The organism is Nostoc sp. DedQUE04, from assembly GCF_034530995.1.
GTDB lineage: Bacteria > Cyanobacteriota > Cyanobacteriia > Cyanobacteriales > Nostocaceae > Nostoc.
The window spans coordinates 57,598-81,801 of record NZ_JAVRCA010000025.1 but is presented as its reverse complement, the minus strand read 5'-3'; the positions used below and the strand labels follow the sequence as shown (position 1 = coordinate 81,801).

The window sequence follows — 24,204 nt, the reverse complement described above, 5'->3', positions numbered from 1 at the left end:
GGAATGTTTTCTCTTTTAAGCCTTTTGACAATCGCAATAGGGATTTGCACTCTATTGTTGATTATTCCAGCAATTAGTGATGCGATCGCTCGCCAAGCAGACTTGGAAACTAACAAGTTAGAATTGGCGCGATGTCTAGCAACAAGCAGGTTAGCATCTACGCAAATTGAGTTACTAGAAAATGAACTAAAGGCAACACGCAAAAATTACTTAGAAGAGCAGCAAAAAATAGAACAGTTACTTGCTGAAAAAGCAGCGCTATATCAGGAAGGCTTGCGACTACATGAAGAATTGCAGCAGCAGCGTCTTGAACTGACAGACGAAATACGTTCTTCGACATTTGAGCAATTGCAGATATTGTTAACAAACTATCCCAGCATCCCTCAAATGGTGCAGGTTAAACCAGAATTACCTGCGAAAAATCTGCTTTCGATGTTTACCTCTTTAGATAACCTCCTCAATAAATGGGGTTACGAACAGATAGGGAAACCTTGGGAACAAGTACCTTACAATCCTCAAATTCATCAACCAGACACAGCAGATATTGCTGAAGATGAGTTAGTTTACATCCGATTCGTTGGTTATCAACATCAAGGAAAAATTCTTGTCCCTGCGAAAGTTAGTCGCACTTTGCCCGGAGGAGGGAGATGAGGGGGATGAGGAGGATGAGGGAGCAGGGGGAGCAGGGGAAGAAGAACTATTGATTATTACCCAATGCCCCATGCCCCATGCCCCATGCCCAATGCCTAATGACAAATGACAAATGACAAATGACAAATGACTACAGTAATAATTGATTTTGGTACAAGCAATACTGTTGTTTGTACTACCGATTTGATTACGCAAAAACCACGGACGTTGAGATTTGATTCGATGTCGCGTCGATTTGAGGTTGGGGCGGAACAAGTTAGCGTTGTACCCAGTTTAGTATTTGTGGAAGGGCGCGATCGCATTTCTTTTGGTGAATCTGTACGCGCCAAACGCTTGGGGTTTGCCCAGCCGGAACGCTGTTTTAGAGCTTTCAAACGCGATTTGGCAGCAGATTTTGTCCCACCTCCGCGACAGTTGGATGGTAATAGTTACAGCGCTGAGGTGGTTTCGGAACTGTTTCTCAAGGAAATTTGGCAACAGGTTGAACAGCAATTACAACCCAGTAGCGTTATTTTCACAGTTCCCGTCGGTGCATTTGAGCGATATCTTGACTGGTTCCGCAATTTGGGCGACAAGTTAAATATTCCCGCAGTGCAAATTGTCGATGAATCTACCGCAGCAGCCCTTGGTTATGCTGTCAAGCATCCTGGTGCTGTAGTTCTGGTAGTTGATTTTGGCGGCGGTACTCTAGATTTAAGTTTAGTACGGACTGTCAGCGCTGAATCTGAACAGCAAGTAGTACGTGCCGAAGTTATCGCCAAATCCGATGCTTTTATTGGCGGCGTAGATATTGACACATGGATTGTCGAACATTACCTGCAAAAAATCAGTTCCTCCCGTGCTGAAGTTGGAGAAATCGGTTTTATGAATTTGCTGGAAGTTGCAGAAAGGGTAAAAATTCAACTTTCGATAACAGATGAGGCTAAAGAAAGTTGGTTTGATGATGAAAATTTTATGTCTCATGAATTGCAATTGCATCGGGATGAATTAGGCGAAATTTTAGAAAATCAACAATTATTAGAACAGCTAAGACAGGCGATAGATGAAGTATTAGCGATCGCACTTGCTAAAGGAATCGGTAAATCTACAATTGAGCAGGTTTTATTAGTCGGTGGAACTTGTCAAATTCCCGCCATACAACAACTAGTAATTTCCTATTTTGGACGACAAAAGGTAAAGTTAGATAAACCCTTTGAAGCAGTCGCACATGGCGCATTAGCTTTAAGTGAAATGGCAGCAGTTGATGATTACCTGCGCCACAGTTATGCTATTCGTCTTTGGGAACCCCACAGCAAAAGTTATTCTTATTTAACTTTGATTGAAAAAGGGGCAAAGTATCCAGGGGCGCGTTCTGAAGCTTTAACTCTGCAAGTTGCAACAGAAGGACAGCGAGAAATTCGTCTCGATATTGGGGAAGTAGCAGAAGTTTCCCAAGCGGAAGTTTCTTACGATGCTCAAGGTAGGATGACGAGTAGCCAGTTACTAAAACAAGATAGCTATCGTTCTTTGGAAACTCATCATCAACAAGTATGTGTCGCTCATATCGAACCGCCAGGACAAACAGGAGTAGACAGAATACAAGCACAATTTGAAGTTAACGAACAACGGGTATTAGTAGTGACGGTAAAGGATTTATTGACGGGAAAAATGTTAGTTGATAGGGGAGCGATCGCCAAACTCAAATAATCTTCTCTCTGCGCCCTCTGCGTCTTGGCGGTTCGTTTAAAAAATAATCGTAATTTGGTAAATTGCAATGGCAAAGAAACAGAACCAACCTAAGCAATATGATGCGGTTTTAGGAACTCAAAATTCTGCCCCAGTTGGTAGTATGATTTTAGGGGGACTGGAAGGTGTTAAAAGCCGCTTGAAAAGTGTAGATATAGAAGTGCAAATTGCTGCCCTAAAAGAGGCATTCAATTATGGAGAAGCAGGTTTAGACTTAGTAATTCAGGCTTGGCAATCTGAATCAGGAAAATTAAAGTGGGCTGCTTATTCGTTACTTCGCCACCGAGAAGAAGCAAGAGTCAAACAGGCGTTACAAGAACATAATCCCTGGTTAAAAATCACTTGCCTCCGCACTTTACAGCAGAAAATACTGGTCACAGCTTTTGCCATTAGTCCAGATGGGAAAACTCTTCTCAGTTCTGGAAGAAGCATCACTGCTTGGGAGCTACATACCGGACAACTCCAAGCTTTTTCTATAAATAATTTTGACGTTAATTCTTTAGTTATTAGCCAAGATGGAAAAACTTTAGTTAGTAGAGGAGGAACTTATGACGGTGACCATAAAATCAAAATCTGGGATTTCCCAAGTGGAAAGCGTAAACAAACTTTAGAAGAATTTACTTACAGAGTTTTTTCTCTAGTTATTAGTCCAGATGGAAAGACGCTTGCCTGCGGTAGTGAGAATAGCGGAATTAATGTTTGGGATTTGCAAACAGAACAAATTATACGTACCATGAATGGACATTCACACTACTTAGTTCAAGCGTTAGCTATTAGTGGAAATGGAAAAACTCTTGTTAGTGGTAGTAATGACGCAACTATTAAAGCGTGGAATTTTGAAACTGGAGAACTTATACACACTTTTAAAAAACATTCAAATGGTGTTGAATCTGTAGCTATTACCCCAGACGGACAGACAATTGTTAGTGGCAGTAAAGACAAAACAATTAAAGTATGGAATTTACAGACAAAACAGCTTCAGTTCACACTTGAAGGGCATTCTGGTTGGGTTTACTGTGTAGCTATCAGTCCAGACGGAAGCACTCTTCTTAGTTGTGGTAGAGACAAAACTATCAGAATTTGGGACTTGCAAACTGGGGAATGCCTACGCATTCTCAAAGAACATACTGATTGGGTTTATTGTGTAGCTATCAGTCCAGATGGAAAAACTATTGTTAGTAGTAGTAGAGATAAAACTATCAAAATTTGGGGTATTAAGTCATAGAAAAAGCGAGTCGAGTCAAAAATTAGGGATGCGATCGCCTCACCTCAGTGATTGGGAATACTAAGTAGTAGGCTCAACATTAAAAACCTGATGAAAGAAAATACCAATCGCCCAAGAGTTTATGATGCTGTTCTTGGCGGTATTGGAATGACTTGACATTCGATTTGAGTGCTAACGTAGGACACCTACCCCGTGGCGGTGCATTTATAGGTTGGGGGTTAGGTGACTTTTGGACGGGTTGCAGAACCCTGTCTGCGCTTGCAGAGAAATTAGCAAGCTGCAAAATAGCCTAAATTTGGGAACACTGGTATTAGCCACAGGTTAAAAGCGATGCCAGATAATCCCAAACAACCAAGAGAATATGATGCTGTGCTTGGCGGAAAAAATCCTCCGCCAGTCGATGGTGTAGTTTTAGGCGGATTGGAAGGCGCAAAACAACGTTTCGCTAGCAGTGATGAAAATTACCGCTTTTTAGCGCTTTCGCAACTCATTAACTATAGACAGGAAGGCTGGGATTTAGTAATTCAGGCTTTAAAAGACCCATCAAAAAGGGTACAGTTAGCAGCATATAAATTATTGCGGGATATCTCAGAATTAAAAGTAAAACAGGCAATCTTAGAATTTAATCCCTATCAGTTTTTTGAGTGTGCTTATACAATTGAGCTTAATAGAAATGATGCTGCGATCGCTATTCATCCCGACGGCAAAACCCTAGTATGTTGCGATGCTGGCGGTAGTTCTTTTGAAGAACCTCAAAGAGATGGCAGTATCGTTGGTGGGACTTATATAGACTTTAAAAAGTGGGATTTGAAGACAGGAAAAAGTCTTCGCACCATCACTAAAATATTTGGTACGAGAGTAAAAGACCATCCAAAACATTTAACTTTCAGTGCTGATGCTCAAACTTTAGCAATAGGTGGTTCTCAGCATGACAGTACTATTAGAACTGAAATCTGGAATTTCAATACCGAGAAATTAAGTCATGTTATTAGCGGACAACCATTATGGGAGTCGAGAAAGCGCAATATTATTACCGCTATTGCTCTCAGTTCTGATGGTAAAATCCTCGCTAGCGGTAATGAAGCTGGTAATATTCTCGTCTGGGATTTGGAAACACAACAAAATATTTACACTATCAAAGGACACTCAAAAAATATAACTTCCCTTGCGATCAATATAGATGCAAAAATTTTAGCAAGCGCTAGTTTAGATGAGACTATTAAACTATGGAATTTAATAACGGGAAGTGAGATTTATACCTTAGTAGGGCATGAGTCTATAAATGGACATCCTTATGGCGTTGTCTCATTAGCAATTAGTCCCAATGGACAAACCTTAATAACTGGCGATAATCATTTGCCAACACGTATTAGAATATGGGATTTGAGAACTGGTAAAGAAGTTCATACTTTATTTCCTAATAGTGGTCAATTAAACTTTTTCACTTTCAATTATGATGGAAAAATATTTGTTAATTGTGGTGGTGATGTTGATATCTGGAACTTGCAGACACAAGAACGACTTGCTAAACTTTCTTCTTATGGAACAAGTGTTGCTATTAGCCCAGATGGACAGACTATTGTTACTTACGTTAGGAAATTAATTCAAGTATGGCGAGTTCCATAGAATCAAGGATAGGTGCGATTCCAAATAAGTGCGATCGCATTTCCTTAATTGGGAACACTGGTATTAGTGTCGAGGAAGAGAATGATGTTAGAGAATCCCAATCAACCACGAGAATATGATGCTGTACTTGGTGGACAAGCACCACCTCCAGTTTCCGGTGTAGTTCTAGGCGGAATCGAAGGCGTTAAGCGTCGTCTTTTAAGTAATAATTTAGAAGCAAAAATGGCTGCACTTACTGAAGCTATCAACTATGGTGATACAGGCTTAGAGTTAGTCATTCAAAGTTTACAGAATGAATCAGTGCAGTTAAAAGCGGTAGCATATAAGTTATTACATAAAAGAAAAGAAGCTGGTCTTGAACAGGTTATTGGAGCTTTCAATCCATACCATTATAAGTTTTTTGAATGTTTAACTACTTTAACAGGACATACATCTGATGTATATGGAATAGCATTTAGTCCCGATGGAGAAACTATAGCTAGTGGAAGCCATGATAAAACTATCAAATTATGGAATCTTCAAACCAGCCAATTAATTTCCACATTAGGTGAAGATTTATCATCTCCTTATGCCCTTGCGTTCAGTCCAGATGGAAAAACTTTGTATAGCAATAATTGGAATGAAATAAAAATTTGGGATTTACAAAAAAAGCAAGAGATTCGTATACTTAAAGGGCATTTTGATGCTGTTTTATCTCTTGCTGTTGCTCCTGATGGCACTTTAATTAGTGGTAGTCAAGATAAATTGATTTATGTTTGGGAACAACCCCATTCAGGAAAATATGATGTTTTGGGAGAGCATCCTTGTTACGTTTGGGGAATGAATACTGTTAAGGTTTCCCTTAGTATTGATGGGAAGATTTTGATTAGTGGTAGTGCTATTGATAGGGCAATCAAAATTTGGAATTGGAAGCAAAGACAACAAATTACAACTCTAGGAAACGAAACATTGGGTTTAAATAATTATGTACCAGGACTTTCTTGTGTTGCTATCAGTCCAGATGGAACAATTGCTATTGCTGGAGGAGAAAATCAGGTTGATGTTTGGGATATAGAAAAAACAGAGAAAATTTATACACTTACCCTGGAAGCAGATAATAAGATTCGCTCAATATCTGTTAGCAAAGATGGTGAAGCTTTCTTTGGAGGTTTAAATAATGGCATTATTAAAATTTGGAATGTGCTTACAGGTGAAGAAATTCACGATTTAGAAGGACATTCAGCTAGTGTTACTTGCATAGCTGTTAGTCCAGATGGAAAAACTGTTGTTAGCGGGAGTATCGATACAACTATTAAAATTTGGGGTATACCAGAGTAATACTAATTCATAATTCATAATTTGTAATTATGACTTTTGCAAGAGGTTAAATATCTAGGCTGAGAAAGATGCCCAGCCCAAGCACTTATTTACACCCAACGCCCTACAACTACTCGCACAGTTCCATCTGCTAATACTTCTTCGTCCTCCACATTAAAACCTTGTTCTTGCACTGTTGCCATCAAGGTTTTATGAGCATATTTTTGACTGATGGAATTAACAAACTGTTGTTGATTAATTTTCGCTCCCCAAAAGTCTGCAACTATTTCGTAATTTTCACCACTGCGGCGAAAACCTAAGTCATAACCATTGTTCTGGCGAATTACATACTCGGCTTGAGTCGTATCGCCTCGATATCCGCGTACATTCGTGTTGCATTCAACTTGATAGTTTAATTCTTGCAAAACTTGATGCAGAATTTCACCGTGTTTGATTTGGACTTTGATAGTTGTGAAATGAGACATAATACCAATTTTGGATTTTATATTTGGGATTTTGGATTAAAAAACGAGGCGCAGGAAACACGTATTTTTTCTATTTTAATCGACTTCTAAAGGGCCTATTCCTTGTTCGGTTGAGTATTGTTTTAATTCTTCTACCAACAGCACATCGTTGGAGGCCGTTCTGGCACCGGCTTGTGCTGCCCATTGCTTTAATGCTTCAATTTGTTCATGCGCGATCGCAGCTAGTGGCACTGTTTGAGCTACAGCCTGTAAAATATCTTCTGTATTAAAGTCTCGGCGCTGTCCCTCAATTCTTGTGGAAAATGCTTGGTGCATGGCATCAACGATTACCTGCTCAATTTCCGCACCGCTAAAATTGAGACTTTGTTTAGCTAACAAAGCTAAGTTAAATTCTCGCAGCCGATTCGGGCGTAACCGTTGCAAATGCACTTTAAAAATCTCTTGGCGTTCAGTTTCTGTAGGTAGATTCAAAAAGAAAATTTCATCAAATCTTCCTTTTCGCAACAACTCGGCGGGTAATATTTTGACGTTATTTGCGGTGGCAACAATAAACACACTCGCGGTTTTCTCCTGCATCCAGGTAATCAAACTGCCAAATACGCGACGCGATGTCCCCGAATCCCCGTCAATGGTACTGGTAATATTACCAAAGGCTTTATCGATTTCATCAATCCACAAAACGCAGGGTGCCATTGCTTCAGTTAGCTGAATCATTTGCCGCACGCGGCTTTCGCTTTCGCCGACAATCCCACCAAATAAACGCCCAGAATCTAATCTTAATAACGGTAAGCGCCATTCATGGGCAATTGTCTTGGCTGAGAGGGATTTACCTGTTCCCTGAATCCCCACAAGTAACATCCCTTTGGGGTTAGGAATACCGTAGCGTCTGGCTTCTTCGGTAAAAGCATCTTGTCGCATTAGTACCCATTGTTTGAGTTGATCTAATCCACCAACTCGTTTGAGTGATTCTTGGGGTGTGAAAAATTCTAAAATCCCAGTTTGGCGGATTGCTTGCTTTTTCTCTTCCAATACGCCGTCAATGTCAGACTCATTTACTTGTTGTTTGGCTGCTAAAGCTTTTGCTAATACTCTAGAAATTCGGGTGCGGCTTAAACCTTGACAGGCTTTAACTAACTGTTCTCGCGCCAAACCAGAAACATTTAATTTATCTGGTACTACTAACTGTTGGATTAAATTATCTATTTCGCTAACGCTAGGTAAGGGAAAATCCACTACTGTCACTTCTTGCAGTAACTCGTCGGGAAGTTCTAAAGTATGGCTGGTGGTAACGATAATTTTACGCGATCGCTTTAACTCCCGCGTCAAGTTTCGCAACTCTCGCACAATTGGGGCATTTTTCTCAGTCGTCGGATTTTTCACAAATGGATGCAAATCCCGCAGTACAAACATCGCAGGTATTTGGGCATCAGCTTTGCCAATTCGCCCTAATGCAGCCATCACCGAACCTTTATCTGCACCATTATCACTCCAACCCCGGACAATATCCCAAAATAAAAGCTGTCGTTTGGGCACAGAACGCAATGCAACTTGCTGTAACACTTCTTCCACAGGTTCTTCTTCAACGGAAATCACATACAGTAAGGGATACCGTGCCCGAATCATCAAATCAAGTTGCTCTACTAAAGAGGTGTATTGCTGATTCTCGCTGTTATGAGTTGCATCTCCTTTTCCATATTGATGAAAATTGTTCATTTCGCTTGAAAATGGGTATTAGGGTATAAGAAAAAGAGTTTTTAGCGCTGTTTAAAACTCTTATCTTTGCGCTTTTGCGCTATTTGAAATGGTGAACCAGCGCTGCGGGAGGGTTTCCCTCCGCAGGCGACTGGTGTTAGCGTAGCGTTAGCGACGCAGGAGCGTCACCCGAAGGGTATGTTTATTTCTGCCGTGCTGTACTAGTAATTGATTAGTCTTAATTAATACTATATCCTTTCCAAGGATACTATAGCAAGCGCCAAGATGGTTAGGACGCAAAATGCAAGACATCTTCAATGGCGTCTCGTAAACAATCAAACTGCTCCAGTTTTTTGCGGATTCGACTTTTTACTATTTATCACTGATATGCTTCCATTGTAGAGCGATCGCTTCTGATGGTCTGCACCCAGTAAAAAATAATAATTTTACTAAAGGAGCATAGTAGCTGTAGAGTTTACTCTCCTCGAACGCTTGAATTATGCTATCCCGTTCTTCCTTAGTAAAGGGATTGATTTCATATTCTGCTGATTCCGACTTCGGCATCTGAATATCTTTTGCCATACTTTGAAAGGGATTGGATTCAATTAGCTGACTTTTAAGTGCCCAATCACAGCAAGCATTTATATTTGTCAAAGTACGTTTAGCTGCATTAGCACTGAGATTTGCAAGTAAATAGTCTCGAATTGCGATCGCATCATCTAAAGTTTTAGTTGCTAACTTAGCAATGTGATTGCGATACTTGCGGTAGTCAACTGCATAAGTAGAAGGACTAATCTGTGGTTTTTTAAATTCAGTGTATTTTTCCCATAATTCTCCCAAGTCTGGTTGGGGTTTAGGTGAAGGTGTAATTGGGGTAACGGTGCTTAATGACGCTGCTGGTTTGTACTTAACTCAACTGGCATCAAACTCTCCATAGTCAATATCTCTCTGGATTTTTGTCGCCAAAGCCGATGCTTGATGTCTTCCAAAAGGTGTATCGTCGTGCCTTGTTGAAAGATAGAAACGCTTGGTTTTTAGCTCTCCAGTCGGAGTAATAATAGGACGATAAAAAACTAATTGGAGGCTGCCGTTAGAGTTCTTAATCTATACTGAACCCCGACGGGCAATACTTTGAGATTTTTGAGATTCCATAAGGGTAATTAACTGGGGTAAAGACCTTTATCCTTTCGCTTTACCCCAGTTTTACCCCAGAAATACTTATTGGGGTAAAAACCTCTACCTTACATTTTTACCCCAGTTCTTTACCCAAACTACCCAAAATAACCCCAAAAATCTCTAAAGGCTTTGAAAACAAGCTTTTAACGCCCAATAAAAAAGGGCTTGAAAACCCTGTAATGCTTATATTTCTTTAAAGGCGGCACCCGGATTTGAACCGGGGGTGGAGGTTTTGCAGACCTCTGCCTTACCACTTGGCTATACCGCCACAGCTATCTTTAGCTCTTTTCTTGACTCTTAGCTACCATTTAGCTACCATTAGGTAAGGTAAAGGTTATAGGGTAGCTTAACATGGTACAGTCCATCAGAACTAGACAAGCCAGAGGCACAGTAGGCATAGAAGACCATAGAGGTAAACTAAGACTTAGGTTGCCTACCATGCTGACTAAGGAAGGTCAAAGCAGGTATATGATGACTGGACTAGATGCCTCTGACTATAACAGAAAGCAGATGAGAATGCTAGTAGCTCAAATGGATGAGGAAATAGCTACTGGACAGTTTGACTGTACCCTAGAGAGGTATAGAGAGAGAATAGATACCTTCAATAGACCTCAGCTAACCATAGTTAAACCTCAGCAACCACAGCAGGACTTAGGCGCTCTATGGGATAAATACTGTGAGTATATGCAGCCTCAGCTAGCCAGTACTACCTACTTAAAAGACTATAGAAGAAAGTATACTAACCACATTGCTGCACTACCTACCAGAGACTTAACACAGGCAATAGCTATTAAAGAACATCTATTAGCTACCCTATCCCCTAATGCAGCTAAGAGGGTACTAACCTACCTTGCAGCCTGTTGTAAATGGGCTATAGCCTCTGGTATGGTCAAGACTAACCCATTTGCTGGTATGTCAGAGGGCATTAAGCTACCAAAGCATGATAATGATGCTATTAACCCCTTTAGCAGGGATGAGATGGTAGCCATTATTAAGGCATTTGAGGATACTAGACCACATTATGCCCCCTTTGTTAAGTTCCTATTCTGGACAGGATGTAGGACAGGAGAGGCAATAGGGCTAACCTGGGGGCATATAAGCCCTGACTGTACCCAGATAACCTTCTGTGAGTCCTATGATACTGCCTTAAAGGTTAGAAAGTGTACTAAGACAGGTAAGGCTAGGAAGTTCCCTTGTAATGCCAAACTAAAGGCACTATTGCTATCTATCAAGCCTATAGGCGCTATTAAGGATACCCCAGTATTCCTAGCGCCTAATGGGGGTATGGTCAATAATACAAAGTTCAGTACCCAAGTCTGGAAGGGTGGTAAAGCAGGGGATAAGACCTATAATGGGGTACTACAAGGCTTAATGGACTCAGGCGCTATAGACCGCTATAGATGCCTTTACAATACTAGGCATACTTTCATAACCTTAATGTTGGCAGAGGGGTTAACAGTCTCTCAAGTGGCTAAGTTAGTAGGCAACAGTCCTGCCATTATCTTACAGCACTATGCTGGTAATGGAGTAGCTATACAGTTACCTGATATATAAGGTAAGCTATCACTGCTAACACACACCAATGGTATACCTTGGCTCACAATAAGGGTTTAGAAGGTATACCCTAGTATACTACCTATAGCTACTACCTATAATACTACTTAGTTACTACCCTTTTTGGTACTTATAACACTAAAGAGGGTATTTTAATAGGTAGTATATTGGGTAGTAGATAGTATAGTATAGCTAAGTTGCTTGCTGTGTATGTATTTAGGCAGTAGTAACTATAAGTAGTAGCAACCCTTGACAGTAGATAGTAGCTATAAGTAGTATATAGGTAGTAGTCAAGCTAGAGAGAAAAGACAATGACTAAACCTAAGCAATATTCAGAGCGCATTCAAGTGGTAGTAACACCTAAAGAGGGTGAGCGCATTAAGCAGCTAGCTAACAGCGCTAACCTATCATTATCTGGCTACTGTAAGCAACTTATCCTTACTGCTATTAACCTACCAGAGGATACTACCCTAGATACTACCTATGTTACCACCCAGGATGCTGCTAGTGAGTACAGTAAACTATGGGATGCTGTTAGTAACCTGACTAAGGATACCTTAGCCATTAGAGAGGATGTTAATACCTTAGCTACTACCTTAAATACTACTCAGTTAGTATCTACTATACTACCTATAAATACTATTCAGAATACTACCACTCAAATGCAGTCAGAGCAAGACTTAGGCGATGTAGATACTACCTTACCAAGTGGGGCTATACTTACTACTGAGCAACTACTGGAGAGGTTAAAGCCAGCTATATTAGCACAGTCAACTGCTAAGACAGAGAAAGGTAGACAAAATACAGTAGCTAACTTTCCCCTAGACCTTGCTAAGGCTAAGGAAACCAAACTAAAGCTAATGACAACTTCTAAAGACCCTAATGGCTATGCATGGTTGCCTACTGATGCTACTAGACAGCACTGGGTAAGACAGGCTAGCTAGCATACTACCTACTATACTACTTAGTTACTACCCAATATTTAGCCCTGCCAAGGTCATCCTAGCAGGGCTTTGTTATGGCTAAGGGTGTGTTAGCTCATTTAGTGTGGTTAGATGCCCTTAGCCCCCTATATGTGCTGTCTTATATCAATAGAGGTATCTTAACAAGATACATAGTTTTTATCCTAACTTTACCTACCTAACATAGACTATTTTCTATGTCAATGGCTGTAATGACCTATTTGGAGGCTAAACAGGCTAAACAACAAAGTATTAGTAAGCGGTTAGGAGACAAGAATATGGCTAAGACAACAGCAAAGCTAACAATGCGCTTCTCAGAGCAAGACTATCAGGCTATGCAGCATATAGCAGAGCATAGAGACTGTTCTATGGCTCAAATAGTTAGAGATGCCCTAAAAGAGTACCTACCCCAGGCTAACCCAGGCTAACCGCGAGTAACCACATTAAAATAACCCTCTCAGTATTGACAGTACTTAGAAGGCTGATACCTATTTTTTTTAGGAGACACTGAATGTTTTGCAATAACCCCGAATACTGCCATTATAGCACAGATGCTACTTATTTGGTAGTACCTAGACCCACTTTATCTGGAGTAACCCTAGATACCATAGGTATACCCTGTTCCATTGGTAGTAATAAGTACTTTACCACCTACCCTGATATACTGGGTATCCAAGTTAAAGACTACTTAGCTAGGAAGAGACAGCAAAGAATAGACTATGTGGCTTATAAACTGGCTGATGGTAACTATCTAGTCGCACCTTGGCAGGTCATAGAGGCATCTAAACAGGCTAAGACCTACACTAGCCAGTCTGAATGCTATATAACCCCGGTTAACCAGATGGTAGCCCTAGATGCCCTACCTAAAGGTCTTTATGATGATCTAGTATTCTATACTACTAAGCTCTAAGTACTGGTTAAGGACAGGTTTTATGCGGTAGTAACCTGTCCTACCCAGGTATCCCATTGAGTCCATCCATCAGCAATATTGAGCGCACTTAATAAGGTATCTATGTCTGTTATATGAGTTGCTAACATAGTTTATCTTCTATCAGTCTGGATACTTTCCATTATAGCATAACAAACATACACACAAACAGTATACCTTTACTCATAGCAAGCTTTTTAGAGGTATACAAGGGTATACCATTTTAAAACAGTAATATACCATGACACAGAAAGTACTAAGTATCAAAGTAGAACCTAATGACTTTACCCTGTTTAAGGCATTTGCCAAGGGTTATAAGACTCAAGCAGAGGCATTTAGCGCACTAATGCAGCTAGCCAGTATACCTAGGTATACCGCTCAAAAGCAGTCACAGCGCGGAGGTATACCGAATATGTGTGTTTTCTCAATAGGAACCAAGCTAGAACTCTCATGGGAGTTAAAAAAGCATTTAAGTGAGAAGTACTCTATGTCCTATAAGGGGCATAAGCGAGACTGGTATATTTTCCCAGAGGATAGGGTAGTAGCTATCTGGAATAAGTCAGCTAATGGGGCTAAGTCATGGTTAGAGGTTGCAGCACAGTACCCAGAGGCAGTATGGTTAGCAGCAACTAAGCATAGGAACTTCTCAACCTATCCCTTAACTACATTACAAGAATATCAAACCACTTATGCCCGGATAGCAGAGTTCGCGCAGTTACCTATCATTGCTGAGGCATTAGAGAAGGGATGGGCTTATGAGTGGACTTCCTTAAGGTCTAGCGAGGATATCCTTATAGAGCAAGCTACTAAGCACCTTAAAGAGTTAGCAGAGTCTATCAGTAAAGATGAACCAGTCAGTAGACTGCCAGCTAGCCAGGATAACCCTGTGCTATCCCCTCATACATTGGATAGTGTGGTAGAACAGCCTATGCCAGAGGTTAGCCAACCTAGCCAGGATAGCACAATAGAACCTGATAGCCAGGTAGTGCCTATGACAGCAACTAATGATGAACTGATAGCCAGGTTTAAGACTAACCCTAACCTAGATAAAGGGCAACTAAACTCCTTAGCAGCAACTATGAAGACTATAGGTGGTAAGAAACTAAATAAGAAGTCTATTAAAGACTTTACTACCAGTAGAGACCCTGATGGTCTAGAATGGCAACCTGTTGATGCCACTAAACTGGTATGGAGACAGGTTAGCCCAGTGTTAGCAGTCTAAGTCAGGGTATACCTAGTATACCTCTAAAAGCCTTGCTATGACTGGAGGTATACTGTTTGTGTGTGTGTTTGTCCTGTTAGCACTAGAGACAACCTGGCTATCTGTGAAAAATACCCTAGCTATAATGGTTAAGGGTATTTTTGATGGTTATTACCCTGGTTAATACCTTACTAACTCCAGTAACATTAATAAGGCAGAATAGCACCTATAAGTATGGTCTATCTATTATCCTTATTTGATAGGTATAGCTTATTCATAATAGGTTTAGCTACCATTAAGCTACCTTTACCTTCTTTATGTACTTTAGAATAATGGGTAAAGTATAAGCGCACTAAGGGTTACAGTATGGGTAAGGTTGACTCTTTGCAAACCTCTGCCTTACCACTTGGCTATGCCGCCACAGCAAGATTCCCTGAACTACTTTTATGTTGCTAAGGTATCTTAGCAGCTATTTAGCAGTCATAGGGCGCTACTTAAACCATGATAGCATAGGATTTTGAGCTAGAGATAGTAGGTTAACTGGATGTTTTTGGTAGGCTTTAGGCGATCGCGAGAAAATTTCGATTGCAGGTCGATCGCACCACAAACAAATCTTAGCTGATTAAAGAGATTTGTAACTCCTCACTCCTCACTCTTAACTTGTTACACCTTTACTTCATCGGCAAAATTACCCCAGCGCAGAAAGTGAAATGGGCCAGCGATAGAACCCCAGAGACGTTCATCGGTGTCTAAATCTCTTCCCCTGTCGAGGCTGAAAAATTCTTTAGCGTCAATCTCAAATTCGTTATCCAGATAAGTATTTTTGCCGTCGCGAAACACTATGCAGCCTTTACCAGGTTCAACTCTGCCTTTGAAGCTTTTACCTGTCCACTCTACAATCATGTTGCAACCTGGCATTTTTTCCAATTGGTCAAGAGACAACTCTTTGAGGCGTTCGGGTTCGCGAGATGCACCGTAAAATTTCTCTTCTTGTTTAACGGTGTAGTGTTCAATCGCAATGTGGTTTTCTGCCGGAATTAACTTCATTACCCGCATCCGGTAGGGTTGATTGAGCGCAAAATCATAAGCTTGTTCGAGAAACAAACTTACCCCTGAGAACAATTCTAAGGGAAGGGGACGGATACAGACGCGGATATGAGCATAAAAAGGCGGATTTTCAAAAGCTTGTTCTTGATTGCTAAAGTCAGCTGCCATCCAGCGAGCTAAGGTGGCGATATCAGTAGAATGAGTCATTACAAAACGATTGACTAGTTACTTAAATACGATCTAGGATTATTTTGACACTCCCCTGGCTCAAAAATCCTGGCTGCGATCGCAATTTTTATCGCAATTTTTAAATTATATCTAGGATAGATGCTCTGATTGGAGAAAATTAGCTGCTTGAGTACAAGTAAAACTTTACATCTTGTACCTAACAACTAGAACTTGTTAAGCATTTATTTTGGCAAAATCCGCACACTATCTTTTCTCTGTGTGCTGAAGCCAGATTGCTCTCAGGTAGGCTTTTCTTATAAACCTGGAGAAAAGCTGGAGAATAGTTAGTCAATAATAGGCATGGGGATAATTGTTAATTATCTCATGCAAATCACTCAAGGCAAAGTAAAGTACTCATGCTCAGGCACTTAATTGCGATCGCTACTGCCACTATACTCTTTAGCAATTCTTTAACACTGGCAGCGAGTAAACCGCCGAAACCACCCGATGAATTTCCTCCCAGCCCTCTAGAGATTACCACACCCGATCCACTGTCACCGCGATCGCCCAAGGATAAACAGCCATTAACTCCCCAAGAACGGCAAAAGTTAGAACCAGCGTTAGATGCCCTAAATCAAGAAGCGGCGGCGAAACTGCAAGCAGGGGAACAGGTGGCGGCGTTTGAAATTTGGAACCGAGAATTACGTTTGCGGCGCTTTTTAGGTTCATTAGCAGAAGTGCAAGCATTATCAAGAGTTGGCGCGATCGCTTGGAAGCTAAACGACGGACAAGAAGTACAATATATAACGGAACGATTGCAAACAATTCAAAAACAAGCCCAATCTCAGAAAAAAGCTGCCCCAATCGATTTAGAATTGTGGCGATCGCTAGGTGAAGCTTACAAAAATGTGCGATTGTCTAAACTAGCTATAGAAGCTTACAACCAAGTTTTGCTAGTAGTGCGACAACAACAAGACCAGACAGCGGTATTAGAAACCCTCAAAACAATTGGAGAACTGCATTTGAGTTGGTTTGATTATCGCAAAGCTGCACCAATCTATGAGGAATTGTTGAGTTTCGCTACATCCCTTGGCGATCGCGTAAATGAAGTAACATATCTGCAACAATTGGCTTATATTTACGAGCAGACAAACCAACCGCAGCAGTCATTAAATGTACTTAACAAACTAGTAGAAATTTATGCCAATGAAAATAAGCTTACAGAAATACTAGAATTAAAGCTAGCGATCGCTTCAGATTACGAATCTCTAGCTAAGAAAGATCCTAATTTACTGCTAGAAGCTTTTAATAATTATCAAGAAGCTTATACCACTGCTTGGCAATTAAAAGAATACGTTCGGGCTGCTGATGCTTTGCAAAAGTTAATTGCGTTGTATCGTTCCCAAGGACAAACAGAAGAGGCTTTGCAGGCTAGTGAAATTCTAGTGCAGATACAGGCGCAAGCTGCAAACTTTTACGGAATGATGCAAGCTTATGACCAAATTGGGCAATTGTATCTAGAACGCAAAGAATTTCCTCAAGCATTAACAGCTTTTCAACAAGGGTTAAAACTGGCGCAACAACTCAAACATGAAGAAGCATACTTTACTGGGCAAATTAAAAAACTGTCGAACGCAAATTAACTGAAATTTCTGCGATCGTTTAACATAAAAATACCCGCCACGCCTAACCACAAGGTGAAAAGCTATGTCAGAAACCACCCTAGCTGCACCAGATATTCAACTCCCACCCACCCAAGCAGAATTACCATACGATGACGGTATTCCGATGGAAAGCGCACGACACAAAACCCAGATGGATTTGCTGATAGATGCTCTGATACCTTGGTTGGAAGAACGAGAGGATGGGTTTATCGGCGGTAATATGTTTGTTTACTACAGTCTGGCCCAAGCACGAAACAAAGACTTTAAAGGGCCAGATTTTTTTGCTGTGTTAGGAGTCCCGAAAGGAGAACGTCGCAGTTGGGTGGTTTGGGAAGAGGAGAAAGCACCAGATGTAGTCATTGAATTGCTTTCTGACAGCACAGCCCAAGCAGATAAAAATGAGAAAAAGCTGATTTATCAAAATAAAATGCGTGTACCAGAATATTTCTGGTATGACCCTTTTAACCCTGATGATTTGGCTGGTTTCTCTAATGAAAAAGGAGCTTATCAACCTATTGCAGTCAATGCTCAAAATCAGTTAGTGAGCCAATCTTTAGGGTTAGGATTGCAGTTGTGGCAGAGAAGTTATAAAGGTATTGATGCTACTTGGTTACGCTGGGCAAATTTGGCAGGAGAATTACTACCAACTCCTGAAGAAAAGGAACGTCAAAGGGCAGAACAAGAACGCCAAAGGGCAGACAAAGCAGAATCGCAGTTATTGCAAACTGCACGCAACTTACTTGAGTCTGGAATGCCAATAGAACAGGTAGCGAGATTAACAGGCTTGAATGTATCTGAGATAGAAACGTAGAACTTAGAAGATTTGATTTTGAATGCGTTCTTCTCTCAACTCATCTATAAAAGCATTAACATCAAAGTTTTCTGGTAATTCTGCCTCTACAACTAAAATCCCTTCTTTTCGATAAATGTTTGGTTGGTTAAGGGGCAGTATATTAGCTATCTCAGAGTTTTGTTGAGTATGTTCTTCAGTGATTTATTGACTCAGCGTATCAATTTTTTCTGTAATAGCTTGCAAAATAAACTGCTCAGTCGAAATTCCCTGACTACTTGCCCATTTTTCAATCTTTTGTTGGAGTTGGGGAGGAAAGTTCACATATGTAAATACAATTAATACTCCAATTGTAAAAGGCGATCGCTTACCACAGTCTATGTTCACACATTGCCAAAGCATCACTGTATAGTAGTTCGGCATCGCTGTACCGCCCTTGGCTTTTGTGGAGTAAAGCTAAATTGTTCAAGCTTAATGCCACATTGGGATGGTCGCCAGCAAACAGGCGCTTTGTCATTGCCAAAGCATCACTGTATAGTAGTTCGGCATCGCTGTACCGCCCTTGGCTTTTGTGGAGTAAAGCTAAATTATTCAAGCTACTAGCCACATCGGGATGGTCGCCAGCAAACAGCGCTACTAACATCGCGCTTTAAGTTACTTAAATAACCAGTTTAGTTACCACCACTACGATTTTTGTGACAAACATGATTATTTTTGTTAAAATATTACCAATTTATTAGTAAAATAACGAGTTTAGTTACCACCACTACGATTTTCGTTGATATTGCTGGCGCTATCGTTACATTTAAGACTTTTCAAATTCAGCGACATTGAAATTTCACTTCGTTTGAAAGATATTTTGTACCATTTTTTTGTCTGCATTCGCCGCCGCCTTATCCAACTCTGCAATCTCACCAGCGTCTAATTGCCAACCCAACGCCCCAAGATTCTCTTTCGCTTGTTCTACGCTCTTTGCTCCAGGGATGGGAATAGTTCCTTTACAGATGCACCAATTAATTGCTACTTGTGACATAGTTTTGTTTCTGAATTGTGCCACCTCTTGCAAACATTCCAAAAGCGATTTACCAGCAGAAGCCGCTTTGCCTCTTGCCATTCCTGATAATATTTGCTTAAATAACAGACCTCGAATGCCTTTAGGCAAAGGGCCTTGCTCAGAGTATTTTCCTGTTAGTAGTCCCAAAGCTAGAGGGCTGTAGGCAATCAATTTAATATCCAATTCATCACAAAGGTCTTTGAGCTTGAGTTGAGTGACAGGATATGTAGACAATAGAGAGTATTGAACTTGCAAACTTGTAATCGGAACGCCTCGTTGGGCGAATTTTTTCTGCACTCGCATCAGCCGTTTCGGCCCATAATTGGATAATCCCACGCCCTTAACCAGTCTTTGCTCATACAAATCGGCAAGACCATCTAAAAGTCCTTCTTCTTGCCAAGGAGCATAGTTTGCTGTTGACCAATGCATCTGTACCAAATCAACATTTTTTCCCAGGCGTTGAGCAGATGACTGGCAAGCCTTTACCATTGATTGACGCGTCCATCTCCACGGATAAGCAGCAAGCTTAGTCGCAATACAAATATTTTCTTTGCCTGAACCTACATATTCTCGGTTGAATCGTCCCAGAAGCAACTCGCTGCGACCATTCAATTTCCCCGTTCCGTAAGAATCACCTGTATCAAATAAAGTTACACCGTTGCTTACACAAAGGTTAAAGACGGCTTGCAACTGCTCATCCATACTTTCGTCATATCCCCAAAGCAGTTGGTTGCCCCAAGCCCAAGTACCGCAGCCCATGCTTGGGAGTGAGAGTTTTTGGAGAGTCTGCATCTTTGCTATTTGTAGATTGTCTTATTAATTATCAGGCATATATAGTAGAAATCATTTATTAAAGAAAGGCAGGAGGCAGGGGGCAGGGGGCAGGAGGTTGGAAGTAGGAGGTCGGAGGCAGGAGGTTGTAGAAAATAATTTTTATCTCTGTTTTTCTTCGTTTAACTGAAGTACAAAAAAGGCAGACTCCTTGTCTGCCCTTAAGACCTGAGAGTTAAATTTTTGGTTTTAGACCTTAATAGCGGCCACCACCACCACCATAGTTTCCTCGTCTACCACCAGAGGAACCGCCCTCTGTTTTGGGTTTGGCTTTATTAACTTTTAAGCTTCGACCCATCCATTCAGCTTTATCAAGGGCATCAATTGCCGCTTGTTCTTGTGCGTCTGATTCCAATTCCACAAAACCGAAACCTCTCATCCGACCTGTTTCTCGATCGACAGGCAATTGAACATTTTTTACAGTTCCATATTCTGCAAAGACTTGCCGGAGGTCATCTTCTTTAACCTCATAAGATAGATTGCCGACGTAAATTGACATAGAATGTCTCCAGAATCAGAGGGTGTAGAGATTTAGATCCGGAGAGGTCTGTAATACAAATATATATAAAAACAAACTGTACAGCCGAATTTCATCTTCCATGCATACTTTAACATAAATGGAGAAGTTATGTTTTTAAGTAACACTATACTTAATCTGTCGATCTAAGTACTCAGATAGTTGGCAAAACTAGTAGTTTGGCAACCCAAAAATGTTAGGTGGAGGTTGGGTAAAGGGTAAAGGGTAAAGGGTAAGGGATAAAAAACATGAGTCCCTTTCCCCTTCCCCTTTACCCCGCTTGCAATGCCTTGGCGTACTACTAGTTTCAAATCAACCTAGCAACGATCGCATGAAATATGCAGCAATCAAAAAATTTTCATCACTGAACTTAATTTATCTTCAAAGAATATTAATTGGTAATTTTTAGATTTTGTTCGATCAAAATTTCGAGAGAGAACAAATCAATAAAACCAGTGCGATCGCTTGTAACGTAAAATTAGTTTCCATCCAGCATTTGCTAACAGCTTGACGCCCATGTTTTGCGACTACCTCATCCAAATCCTGACTGCCCGTGTATATGATGTTGCCCAGGAAACACCACTGGAGTATGCCCCAAATTTGTCTGCGCGACTGAATAATCAACTCCTGTTGAAACGTGAGGATATGCAGTCAGTATTTTCCTTTAAACTGCGGGGTGCTTATAACAAAATGGTGCAACTGCCGTCAGATATATTGGCGCAGGGTGTAATTGCCGCATCTGCGGGGAACCATGCTCAGGGAGTCGCCCTGGCAGCCAATCGTTTGGGAACCAGAGCGATTATCGTCATGCCAGTAACCACACCCCAAGTCAAGGTGGATGCGGTGAGAATGAGGGGCGGAGCAGTGGTGTTACATGGAAACACTTATGACGATGCTTATAGCTATGCCCGTGAATTAGAAATAGAAAAAGGATTGACTTTTATTCATCCCTTTGACGATCCCCATGTAATTGCTGGACAAGGAACAATTGGGATGGAAATTTTACAGCAATATCAGCAACCCATCCATGCAATTTTTGTGGCAATTGGAGGCGGCGGATTAATTTCTGGTATCGGGGCTTATGTAAAACGGTTGCGTCCCGAAATCAAAATTATTGGTGTTGAACCAGTAGATGCTGATGCGATGTCCCAATCACTTAAAGCTGGACATCGGGTACGCTTGTCTCAAGTGGGGTTATTTGCTGATGGCGTGGCGGTGCGGGAAGTAGGTGAAGAAACCTTCCGTTTATGTCAGCAATATGTAGATGAAATTATTTTGGTGGGTACAGATGATACTTGCGCTGCGATCAAAGACGTGTTTGAGGATACGCGATCCATTTTAGAACCAGCTGGTGCATTGGCGATCGCAGCCGCCAAAGCCTACGCCGAAAGAGAACAAATCGAGGGACAAACCTTAATTGCTGTCGCCTGTGGTGCAAACATGAATTTCGATCGCCTCCGCTTTGTCGCAGAACGCGCAGAGTTAGGCGAACGCCGCGAAGCAATCTTTGCAGTCACAATTCCAGAGGAACGGGGAAGTATTCGCCAGTTTTGTGAATGTATCGGCAACCGCAATCTAACGGAGTTTAATTATCGCATTGCCGACGAAAAAACAGCCCATATTTTTGTCGGCGTGCAAATTCAAAACCGTGCTGATGCTGTCAAGATGGTAGAAACCTTTGAAGCTCATGGATTTGAAACCCTTGATTTAACGGACGATGAGCTAACTAAACTACATCTGCGGCACATGGTGGGTGGACACTCTCCCCTGGCTAACAATGAATTGCTCTACCGTTTTGAGTTTCCCGAACGTCCCGGCGCATTGATGAAATTTGTTACTTCCATGAGTCCCGACTGGAATATTAGTCTTTTTCACTACCGCAACAACGGCTCAGACTACGGACGAATCGTTGTCGGTATCCAGGTTCCTCCCCACGAAATGCAAGAGTGGCAAGCTTTTCTCGATAACCTAGGCTATCGCTATTGGGATGAGAATAAGAATCCGGCATACAAGCTGTTTTTGGGATAGGCGGGGAAGAGGCAGAGGGGCAGAGGAGCAGAGGGGCAGTATAACAATGCCCAATCCCCAATGCCCAATCCCCAATGCCCAATCCCCAATGCCCAATCCCCAATTTAACGGGAACTCCCCTTCAATATCAGATTTGAGTCCCAAGTATAGAAGCCAATTTGATTAGGAACCCTAGCGAATCTACCTGTGCGATAGCCTCTAGATAGTTCATTCAGCACCTTATTTTTGATCTCTCTAATTTGCTGAGAATCTAGTTCTCCATAAATTCCGGCGATGACTTCAGCCACGCTGAAAATTTTACCTGGATTTTGTTTTAACAGAGAGGTGAGGGCATCAATTAAGAATTGACCCTCAAAGGCTTTGAGCATCGGTACTGTTTTTGTCGGAGGAACGAAAGGCTTCTTATTTTTGTTCTTGATATTCCTAGAAGCACCATTGCGATTACTTGGGGCTACTAAACTTAAATCCAAAGTATAACAACCTGGCTCATCGGGAATAGTTACCCAGTAATTCCTTTCTCTGCCTTGGGTGAGGGAAGATTGCACTCTACCTTTAACTACTTTGAATAGATTGGAATCTAACTCTCCATAAAGCGATCGCACGATAAAATCGATATGACAAACAGTACCTATCTGTTCTTGCAATAGCTGTTTTATGGCTTCCATTCGCGAGATAGCGTGCTGATACTGAGGTAGCATCGGAATTTCCACTACCTTCGTTGAACTATCGTTGTTCTCTGGAGCGATCTTTGGATCTGTTGATGTCGTTTGAGGTTGACTCTCTTTTGTATCAACAGCAGAAAAAGAATTATTTATCTCAACCCGATCTGAGTCTTTTTCTACTAACTCTAAAGACTCCACCAAGTTGATTTTGTCGATGTCATCAAGGGGTGATAAAAACCGCAGAGAACTTTCCCCAGAAATATTTGAGGTTTCATCAGCCGCCGTTAATCTTGATATCTGCTTGTTGGTATCAGAAGAAGACCAGTTAGACAACAATGCTTCTACATGGTCGAGCTGCGATCGCGCCTGCACAAAGAGGCGTTCATACTCTTCTGTAAGGCGAGCATAATAGTCTCGTAATTCCAACAGTGGTGAGAAAAAGTTTTCTGGAGGCGGTTCTAATTGTCCATTTTGAGTCATAGGGCTTTAATCAATTTAAATCGATGTCACTTTTATAAGACATTGCTCTGGGTTTTGCCTTGTGAGATGCAGGTTGGGATTTCTTAGGCGGCTGGGGAGGGCGACATCTCTCACAATATAAAGGTCGAGGGCCGAAAGTCTCGCGTTTTGTCAGATCGTTACACTCTTTACAGACAAACTGGAAAACACGAGTATGAATCTGTCTTTTGTGCGCCCTGACAGTATATTCTCTAACATCAATGAATTTACTTGCCATAATCAGGAATTGTGAATTGCCGACGTTATCAATGTCCTATCAATATAGCTATTCAAGCAAATCAAACCGCATCAGTGTGTGTTTATGTAGAAGTTTTATTCAAATCAGTGAATTTGACATCTAGACATAAAGTGCAAATGAGCAATTTGAGATTTAGCCGTTGACTATATCTCTCAGCATATAATT

Annotated in this window: 23 protein-coding genes and 1 tRNA gene; 13 read left to right on the top strand and 11 right to left on the bottom strand. The window is 41.2% G+C overall.

What is annotated here, in order from left to right:
• Positions 1 to 3 precede the first annotated feature (3 nt).
• The 5 genes from RM049_RS18730 to RM049_RS18710 all read left to right on the top strand — a co-directional run bounded on the left by RM049_RS18730 (position 4) and on the right by RM049_RS18710 (position 6,544).
• Positions 4 to 651 (top strand): hypothetical protein, encoded by a 648-nt coding sequence (locus RM049_RS18730; RefSeq protein WP_322705226.1) that lies wholly within the window; start codon positions 4 to 6, stop codon positions 649 to 651.
• 126 nt (positions 652 to 777) lie between these two features.
• A complete protein-coding gene (locus RM049_RS18725) occupies positions 778 to 2,337 on the top strand; it encodes an Hsp70 family protein (protein WP_322705225.1) in 1,560 nt (519 codons plus the stop codon).
• A gap of 67 nt (positions 2,338 to 2,404) precedes the next feature.
• Positions 2,405 to 3,601, top strand: coding sequence for a hypothetical protein (locus tag RM049_RS18720; RefSeq protein WP_322705224.1), 1,197 nt, complete (start codon positions 2,405 to 2,407; stop codon positions 3,599 to 3,601).
• A gap of 330 nt (positions 3,602 to 3,931) precedes the next feature.
• Entirely contained in the window at positions 3,932 to 5,227 is a 1,296-nt protein-coding gene (locus RM049_RS18715; protein WP_322705223.1) for a WD40 repeat domain-containing protein, read from the top strand.
• Between the two features lie 81 nt (positions 5,228 to 5,308).
• Positions 5,309 to 6,544, top strand: coding sequence for a WD40 repeat domain-containing protein (locus RM049_RS18710; RefSeq protein WP_322705222.1), 1,236 nt, complete (start codon positions 5,309 to 5,311; stop codon positions 6,542 to 6,544).
• A gap of 89 nt (positions 6,545 to 6,633) precedes the next feature.
• Here the strand turns inward: RM049_RS18710 and RM049_RS18705 are convergent, their stop codons facing one another.
• The 5 genes from RM049_RS18705 to RM049_RS18690 all read right to left on the bottom strand — a co-directional run bounded on the left by RM049_RS18705 (position 6,634) and on the right by RM049_RS18690 (position 10,144).
• The gene (locus RM049_RS18705; RefSeq protein ID WP_322644149.1) at positions 6,634 to 7,008 is read right to left on the bottom strand and encodes a DUF1257 domain-containing protein; all 375 of its coding nucleotides are present in this window, start codon (positions 7,006 to 7,008) and stop codon (positions 6,634 to 6,636) included.
• A 75-nt stretch (positions 7,009 to 7,083) separates the two neighbouring features.
• On the bottom strand, positions 7,084 to 8,721 hold the full coding sequence (locus RM049_RS18700) for an AAA family ATPase (protein ID WP_322705221.1): 1,638 nt from the start codon (positions 8,719 to 8,721) through the stop codon (positions 7,084 to 7,086).
• A gap of 351 nt (positions 8,722 to 9,072) precedes the next feature.
• A complete protein-coding gene (locus RM049_RS18695; RefSeq protein WP_322705220.1) occupies positions 9,073 to 9,540 on the bottom strand; it encodes a hypothetical protein in 468 nt (155 codons plus the stop codon).
• A gap of 72 nt (positions 9,541 to 9,612) precedes the next feature.
• Positions 9,613 to 9,756: an Arm DNA-binding domain-containing protein gene (locus RM049_RS39330; RefSeq protein ID WP_416212648.1), complete on the bottom strand. Its 144-nt coding sequence runs from the start codon at positions 9,754 to 9,756 to the stop codon at positions 9,613 to 9,615.
• Positions 9,757 to 10,073: 317 nt separating this feature from the next.
• Positions 10,074 to 10,144 (bottom strand) — tRNA-Cys (locus RM049_RS18690).
• Positions 10,145 to 10,314: 170 nt separating this feature from the next.
• On the opposite strand from RM049_RS18690, the gene RM049_RS18685 reads away from it, so the two are divergent.
• The 5 genes from RM049_RS18685 (at position 10,315) to RM049_RS18665 (ending at position 14,542) form a co-directional block, all read left to right on the top strand.
• Positions 10,315 to 11,430, top strand: a complete 1,116-nt coding sequence (locus RM049_RS18685; RefSeq protein WP_322705219.1) for a site-specific integrase — start codon at positions 10,315 to 10,317, stop codon at positions 11,428 to 11,430.
• Positions 11,431 to 11,741: 311 nt separating this feature from the next.
• Positions 11,742 to 12,374, top strand: a complete 633-nt coding sequence (locus RM049_RS18680; protein WP_322705218.1) for a plasmid mobilization protein — start codon at positions 11,742 to 11,744, stop codon at positions 12,372 to 12,374.
• A 215-nt stretch (positions 12,375 to 12,589) separates the two neighbouring features.
• Positions 12,590 to 12,820 (top strand): hypothetical protein, encoded by a 231-nt coding sequence (locus tag RM049_RS18675; protein ID WP_322705217.1) that lies wholly within the window; start codon positions 12,590 to 12,592, stop codon positions 12,818 to 12,820.
• A gap of 83 nt (positions 12,821 to 12,903) precedes the next feature.
• On the top strand, positions 12,904 to 13,302 hold the full coding sequence (locus RM049_RS18670; RefSeq protein WP_322705216.1) for a hypothetical protein: 399 nt from the start codon (positions 12,904 to 12,906) through the stop codon (positions 13,300 to 13,302).
• 259 nt (positions 13,303 to 13,561) lie between these two features.
• Positions 13,562 to 14,542 carry a hypothetical protein gene (locus RM049_RS18665; RefSeq protein WP_322705215.1) on the top strand — a complete coding sequence of 327 codons (981 nt, stop codon included), beginning with the start codon at positions 13,562 to 13,564 and terminating at the stop codon, positions 14,540 to 14,542.
• A gap of 642 nt (positions 14,543 to 15,184) precedes the next feature.
• On the opposite strand, the gene RM049_RS18660 is transcribed toward RM049_RS18665, so the two are convergent.
• The gene (locus tag RM049_RS18660; protein WP_322672965.1) at positions 15,185 to 15,775 is read right to left on the bottom strand and encodes a chromophore lyase CpcT/CpeT; all 591 of its coding nucleotides are present in this window, start codon (positions 15,773 to 15,775) and stop codon (positions 15,185 to 15,187) included.
• A 377-nt stretch (positions 15,776 to 16,152) separates the two neighbouring features.
• Here RM049_RS18660 and RM049_RS18655 point away from each other — a divergent pair, with 377 nt between their 5' ends.
• Positions 16,153 to 17,379 carry a hypothetical protein gene (locus RM049_RS18655; RefSeq protein WP_322705214.1) on the top strand — a complete coding sequence of 409 codons (1,227 nt, stop codon included), beginning with the start codon at positions 16,153 to 16,155 and terminating at the stop codon, positions 17,377 to 17,379.
• 64 nt (positions 17,380 to 17,443) lie between these two features.
• Positions 17,444 to 18,211: a Uma2 family endonuclease gene (locus RM049_RS18650; RefSeq protein WP_322705213.1), complete on the top strand. Its 768-nt coding sequence runs from the start codon at positions 17,444 to 17,446 to the stop codon at positions 18,209 to 18,211.
• Between the two features lie 346 nt (positions 18,212 to 18,557).
• Here RM049_RS18650 and RM049_RS18645 read toward each other — a convergent pair whose 3' ends face one another.
• The 3 genes from RM049_RS18645 to RM049_RS18635 all read right to left on the bottom strand — a co-directional run bounded on the left by RM049_RS18645 (position 18,558) and on the right by RM049_RS18635 (position 20,574).
• Entirely contained in the window at positions 18,558 to 18,833 is a 276-nt protein-coding gene (locus tag RM049_RS18645; protein WP_322705212.1) for a tetratricopeptide repeat protein, read from the bottom strand.
• A gap of 195 nt (positions 18,834 to 19,028) precedes the next feature.
• Positions 19,029 to 20,036 (bottom strand): aldo/keto reductase, encoded by a 1,008-nt coding sequence (locus RM049_RS18640; RefSeq protein WP_322705211.1) that lies wholly within the window; start codon positions 20,034 to 20,036, stop codon positions 19,029 to 19,031.
• Between the two features lie 235 nt (positions 20,037 to 20,271).
• Entirely contained in the window at positions 20,272 to 20,574 is a 303-nt protein-coding gene (locus tag RM049_RS18635; RefSeq protein ID WP_322705210.1) for an RNA-binding protein, read from the bottom strand.
• Positions 20,575 to 21,108: 534 nt separating this feature from the next.
• On the opposite strand from RM049_RS18635, the gene ilvA reads away from it, so the two are divergent.
• On the top strand, positions 21,109 to 22,620 hold the full coding sequence (gene ilvA / locus RM049_RS18630) for a threonine ammonia-lyase, biosynthetic (protein WP_322705209.1): 1,512 nt from the start codon (positions 21,109 to 21,111) through the stop codon (positions 22,618 to 22,620).
• A gap of 104 nt (positions 22,621 to 22,724) precedes the next feature.
• Here the strand turns inward: ilvA and RM049_RS18625 are convergent, their stop codons facing one another.
• Positions 22,725 to 23,762, bottom strand: a complete 1,038-nt coding sequence (locus RM049_RS18625) for a hypothetical protein (RefSeq protein WP_322705208.1) — start codon at positions 23,760 to 23,762, stop codon at positions 22,725 to 22,727.
• A gap of 10 nt (positions 23,763 to 23,772) precedes the next feature.
• Complete coding sequence (locus tag RM049_RS18620) at positions 23,773 to 24,018, bottom strand: hypothetical protein (RefSeq protein ID WP_099099597.1); 246 nt, start codon at positions 24,016 to 24,018, stop codon at positions 23,773 to 23,775.
• Positions 24,019 to 24,204 lie beyond the last annotated feature (186 nt).

Coding starts and splice junctions, on each gene's coding strand:
- ilvA (WP_322705209.1), top strand. CDS start 21,109: ATGTTTTGCGACTACCTCATCCAAATCCTGACTGCCCGTGTATATGAT.
- RM049_RS18700 (WP_322705221.1), bottom strand. CDS start 8,721: ATGAACAATTTTCATCAATATGGAAAAGGAGATGCAACTCATAACAGC.
- RM049_RS18705 (WP_322644149.1), bottom strand. CDS start 7,008: ATGTCTCATTTCACAACTATCAAAGTCCAAATCAAACACGGTGAAATT.
- RM049_RS18720 (WP_322705224.1), top strand. CDS start 2,405: ATGGCAAAGAAACAGAACCAACCTAAGCAATATGATGCGGTTTTAGGA.
- RM049_RS18655 (WP_322705214.1), top strand. CDS start 16,153: ATGCTCAGGCACTTAATTGCGATCGCTACTGCCACTATACTCTTTAGC.
- RM049_RS18725 (WP_322705225.1), top strand. CDS start 778: ATGACTACAGTAATAATTGATTTTGGTACAAGCAATACTGTTGTTTGT.
- RM049_RS18730 (WP_322705226.1), top strand. CDS start 4: ATGTTTTCTCTTTTAAGCCTTTTGACAATCGCAATAGGGATTTGCACT.
- RM049_RS18680 (WP_322705218.1), top strand. CDS start 11,742: ATGACTAAACCTAAGCAATATTCAGAGCGCATTCAAGTGGTAGTAACA.
- RM049_RS18675 (WP_322705217.1), top strand. CDS start 12,590: ATGTCAATGGCTGTAATGACCTATTTGGAGGCTAAACAGGCTAAACAA.
- RM049_RS18620 (WP_099099597.1), bottom strand. CDS start 24,018: ATGGCAAGTAAATTCATTGATGTTAGAGAATATACTGTCAGGGCGCAC.
- RM049_RS18710 (WP_322705222.1), top strand. CDS start 5,309: ATGATGTTAGAGAATCCCAATCAACCACGAGAATATGATGCTGTACTT.
- RM049_RS18625 (WP_322705208.1), bottom strand. CDS start 23,762: ATGACTCAAAATGGACAATTAGAACCGCCTCCAGAAAACTTTTTCTCA.
- RM049_RS18640 (WP_322705211.1), bottom strand. CDS start 20,036: ATGCAGACTCTCCAAAAACTCTCACTCCCAAGCATGGGCTGCGGTACT.
- RM049_RS18670 (WP_322705216.1), top strand. CDS start 12,904: ATGTTTTGCAATAACCCCGAATACTGCCATTATAGCACAGATGCTACT.
- RM049_RS18685 (WP_322705219.1), top strand. CDS start 10,315: ATGCTGACTAAGGAAGGTCAAAGCAGGTATATGATGACTGGACTAGAT.
- RM049_RS18635 (WP_322705210.1), bottom strand. CDS start 20,574: ATGTCAATTTACGTCGGCAATCTATCTTATGAGGTTAAAGAAGATGAC.
- RM049_RS18650 (WP_322705213.1), top strand. CDS start 17,444: ATGTCAGAAACCACCCTAGCTGCACCAGATATTCAACTCCCACCCACC.
- RM049_RS18665 (WP_322705215.1), top strand. CDS start 13,562: ATGACACAGAAAGTACTAAGTATCAAAGTAGAACCTAATGACTTTACC.
- RM049_RS18660 (WP_322672965.1), bottom strand. CDS start 15,775: ATGACTCATTCTACTGATATCGCCACCTTAGCTCGCTGGATGGCAGCT.
- RM049_RS18645 (WP_322705212.1), bottom strand. CDS start 18,833: ATGTTAGTAGCGCTGTTTGCTGGCGACCATCCCGATGTGGCTAGTAGC.
- RM049_RS18715 (WP_322705223.1), top strand. CDS start 3,932: ATGCCAGATAATCCCAAACAACCAAGAGAATATGATGCTGTGCTTGGC.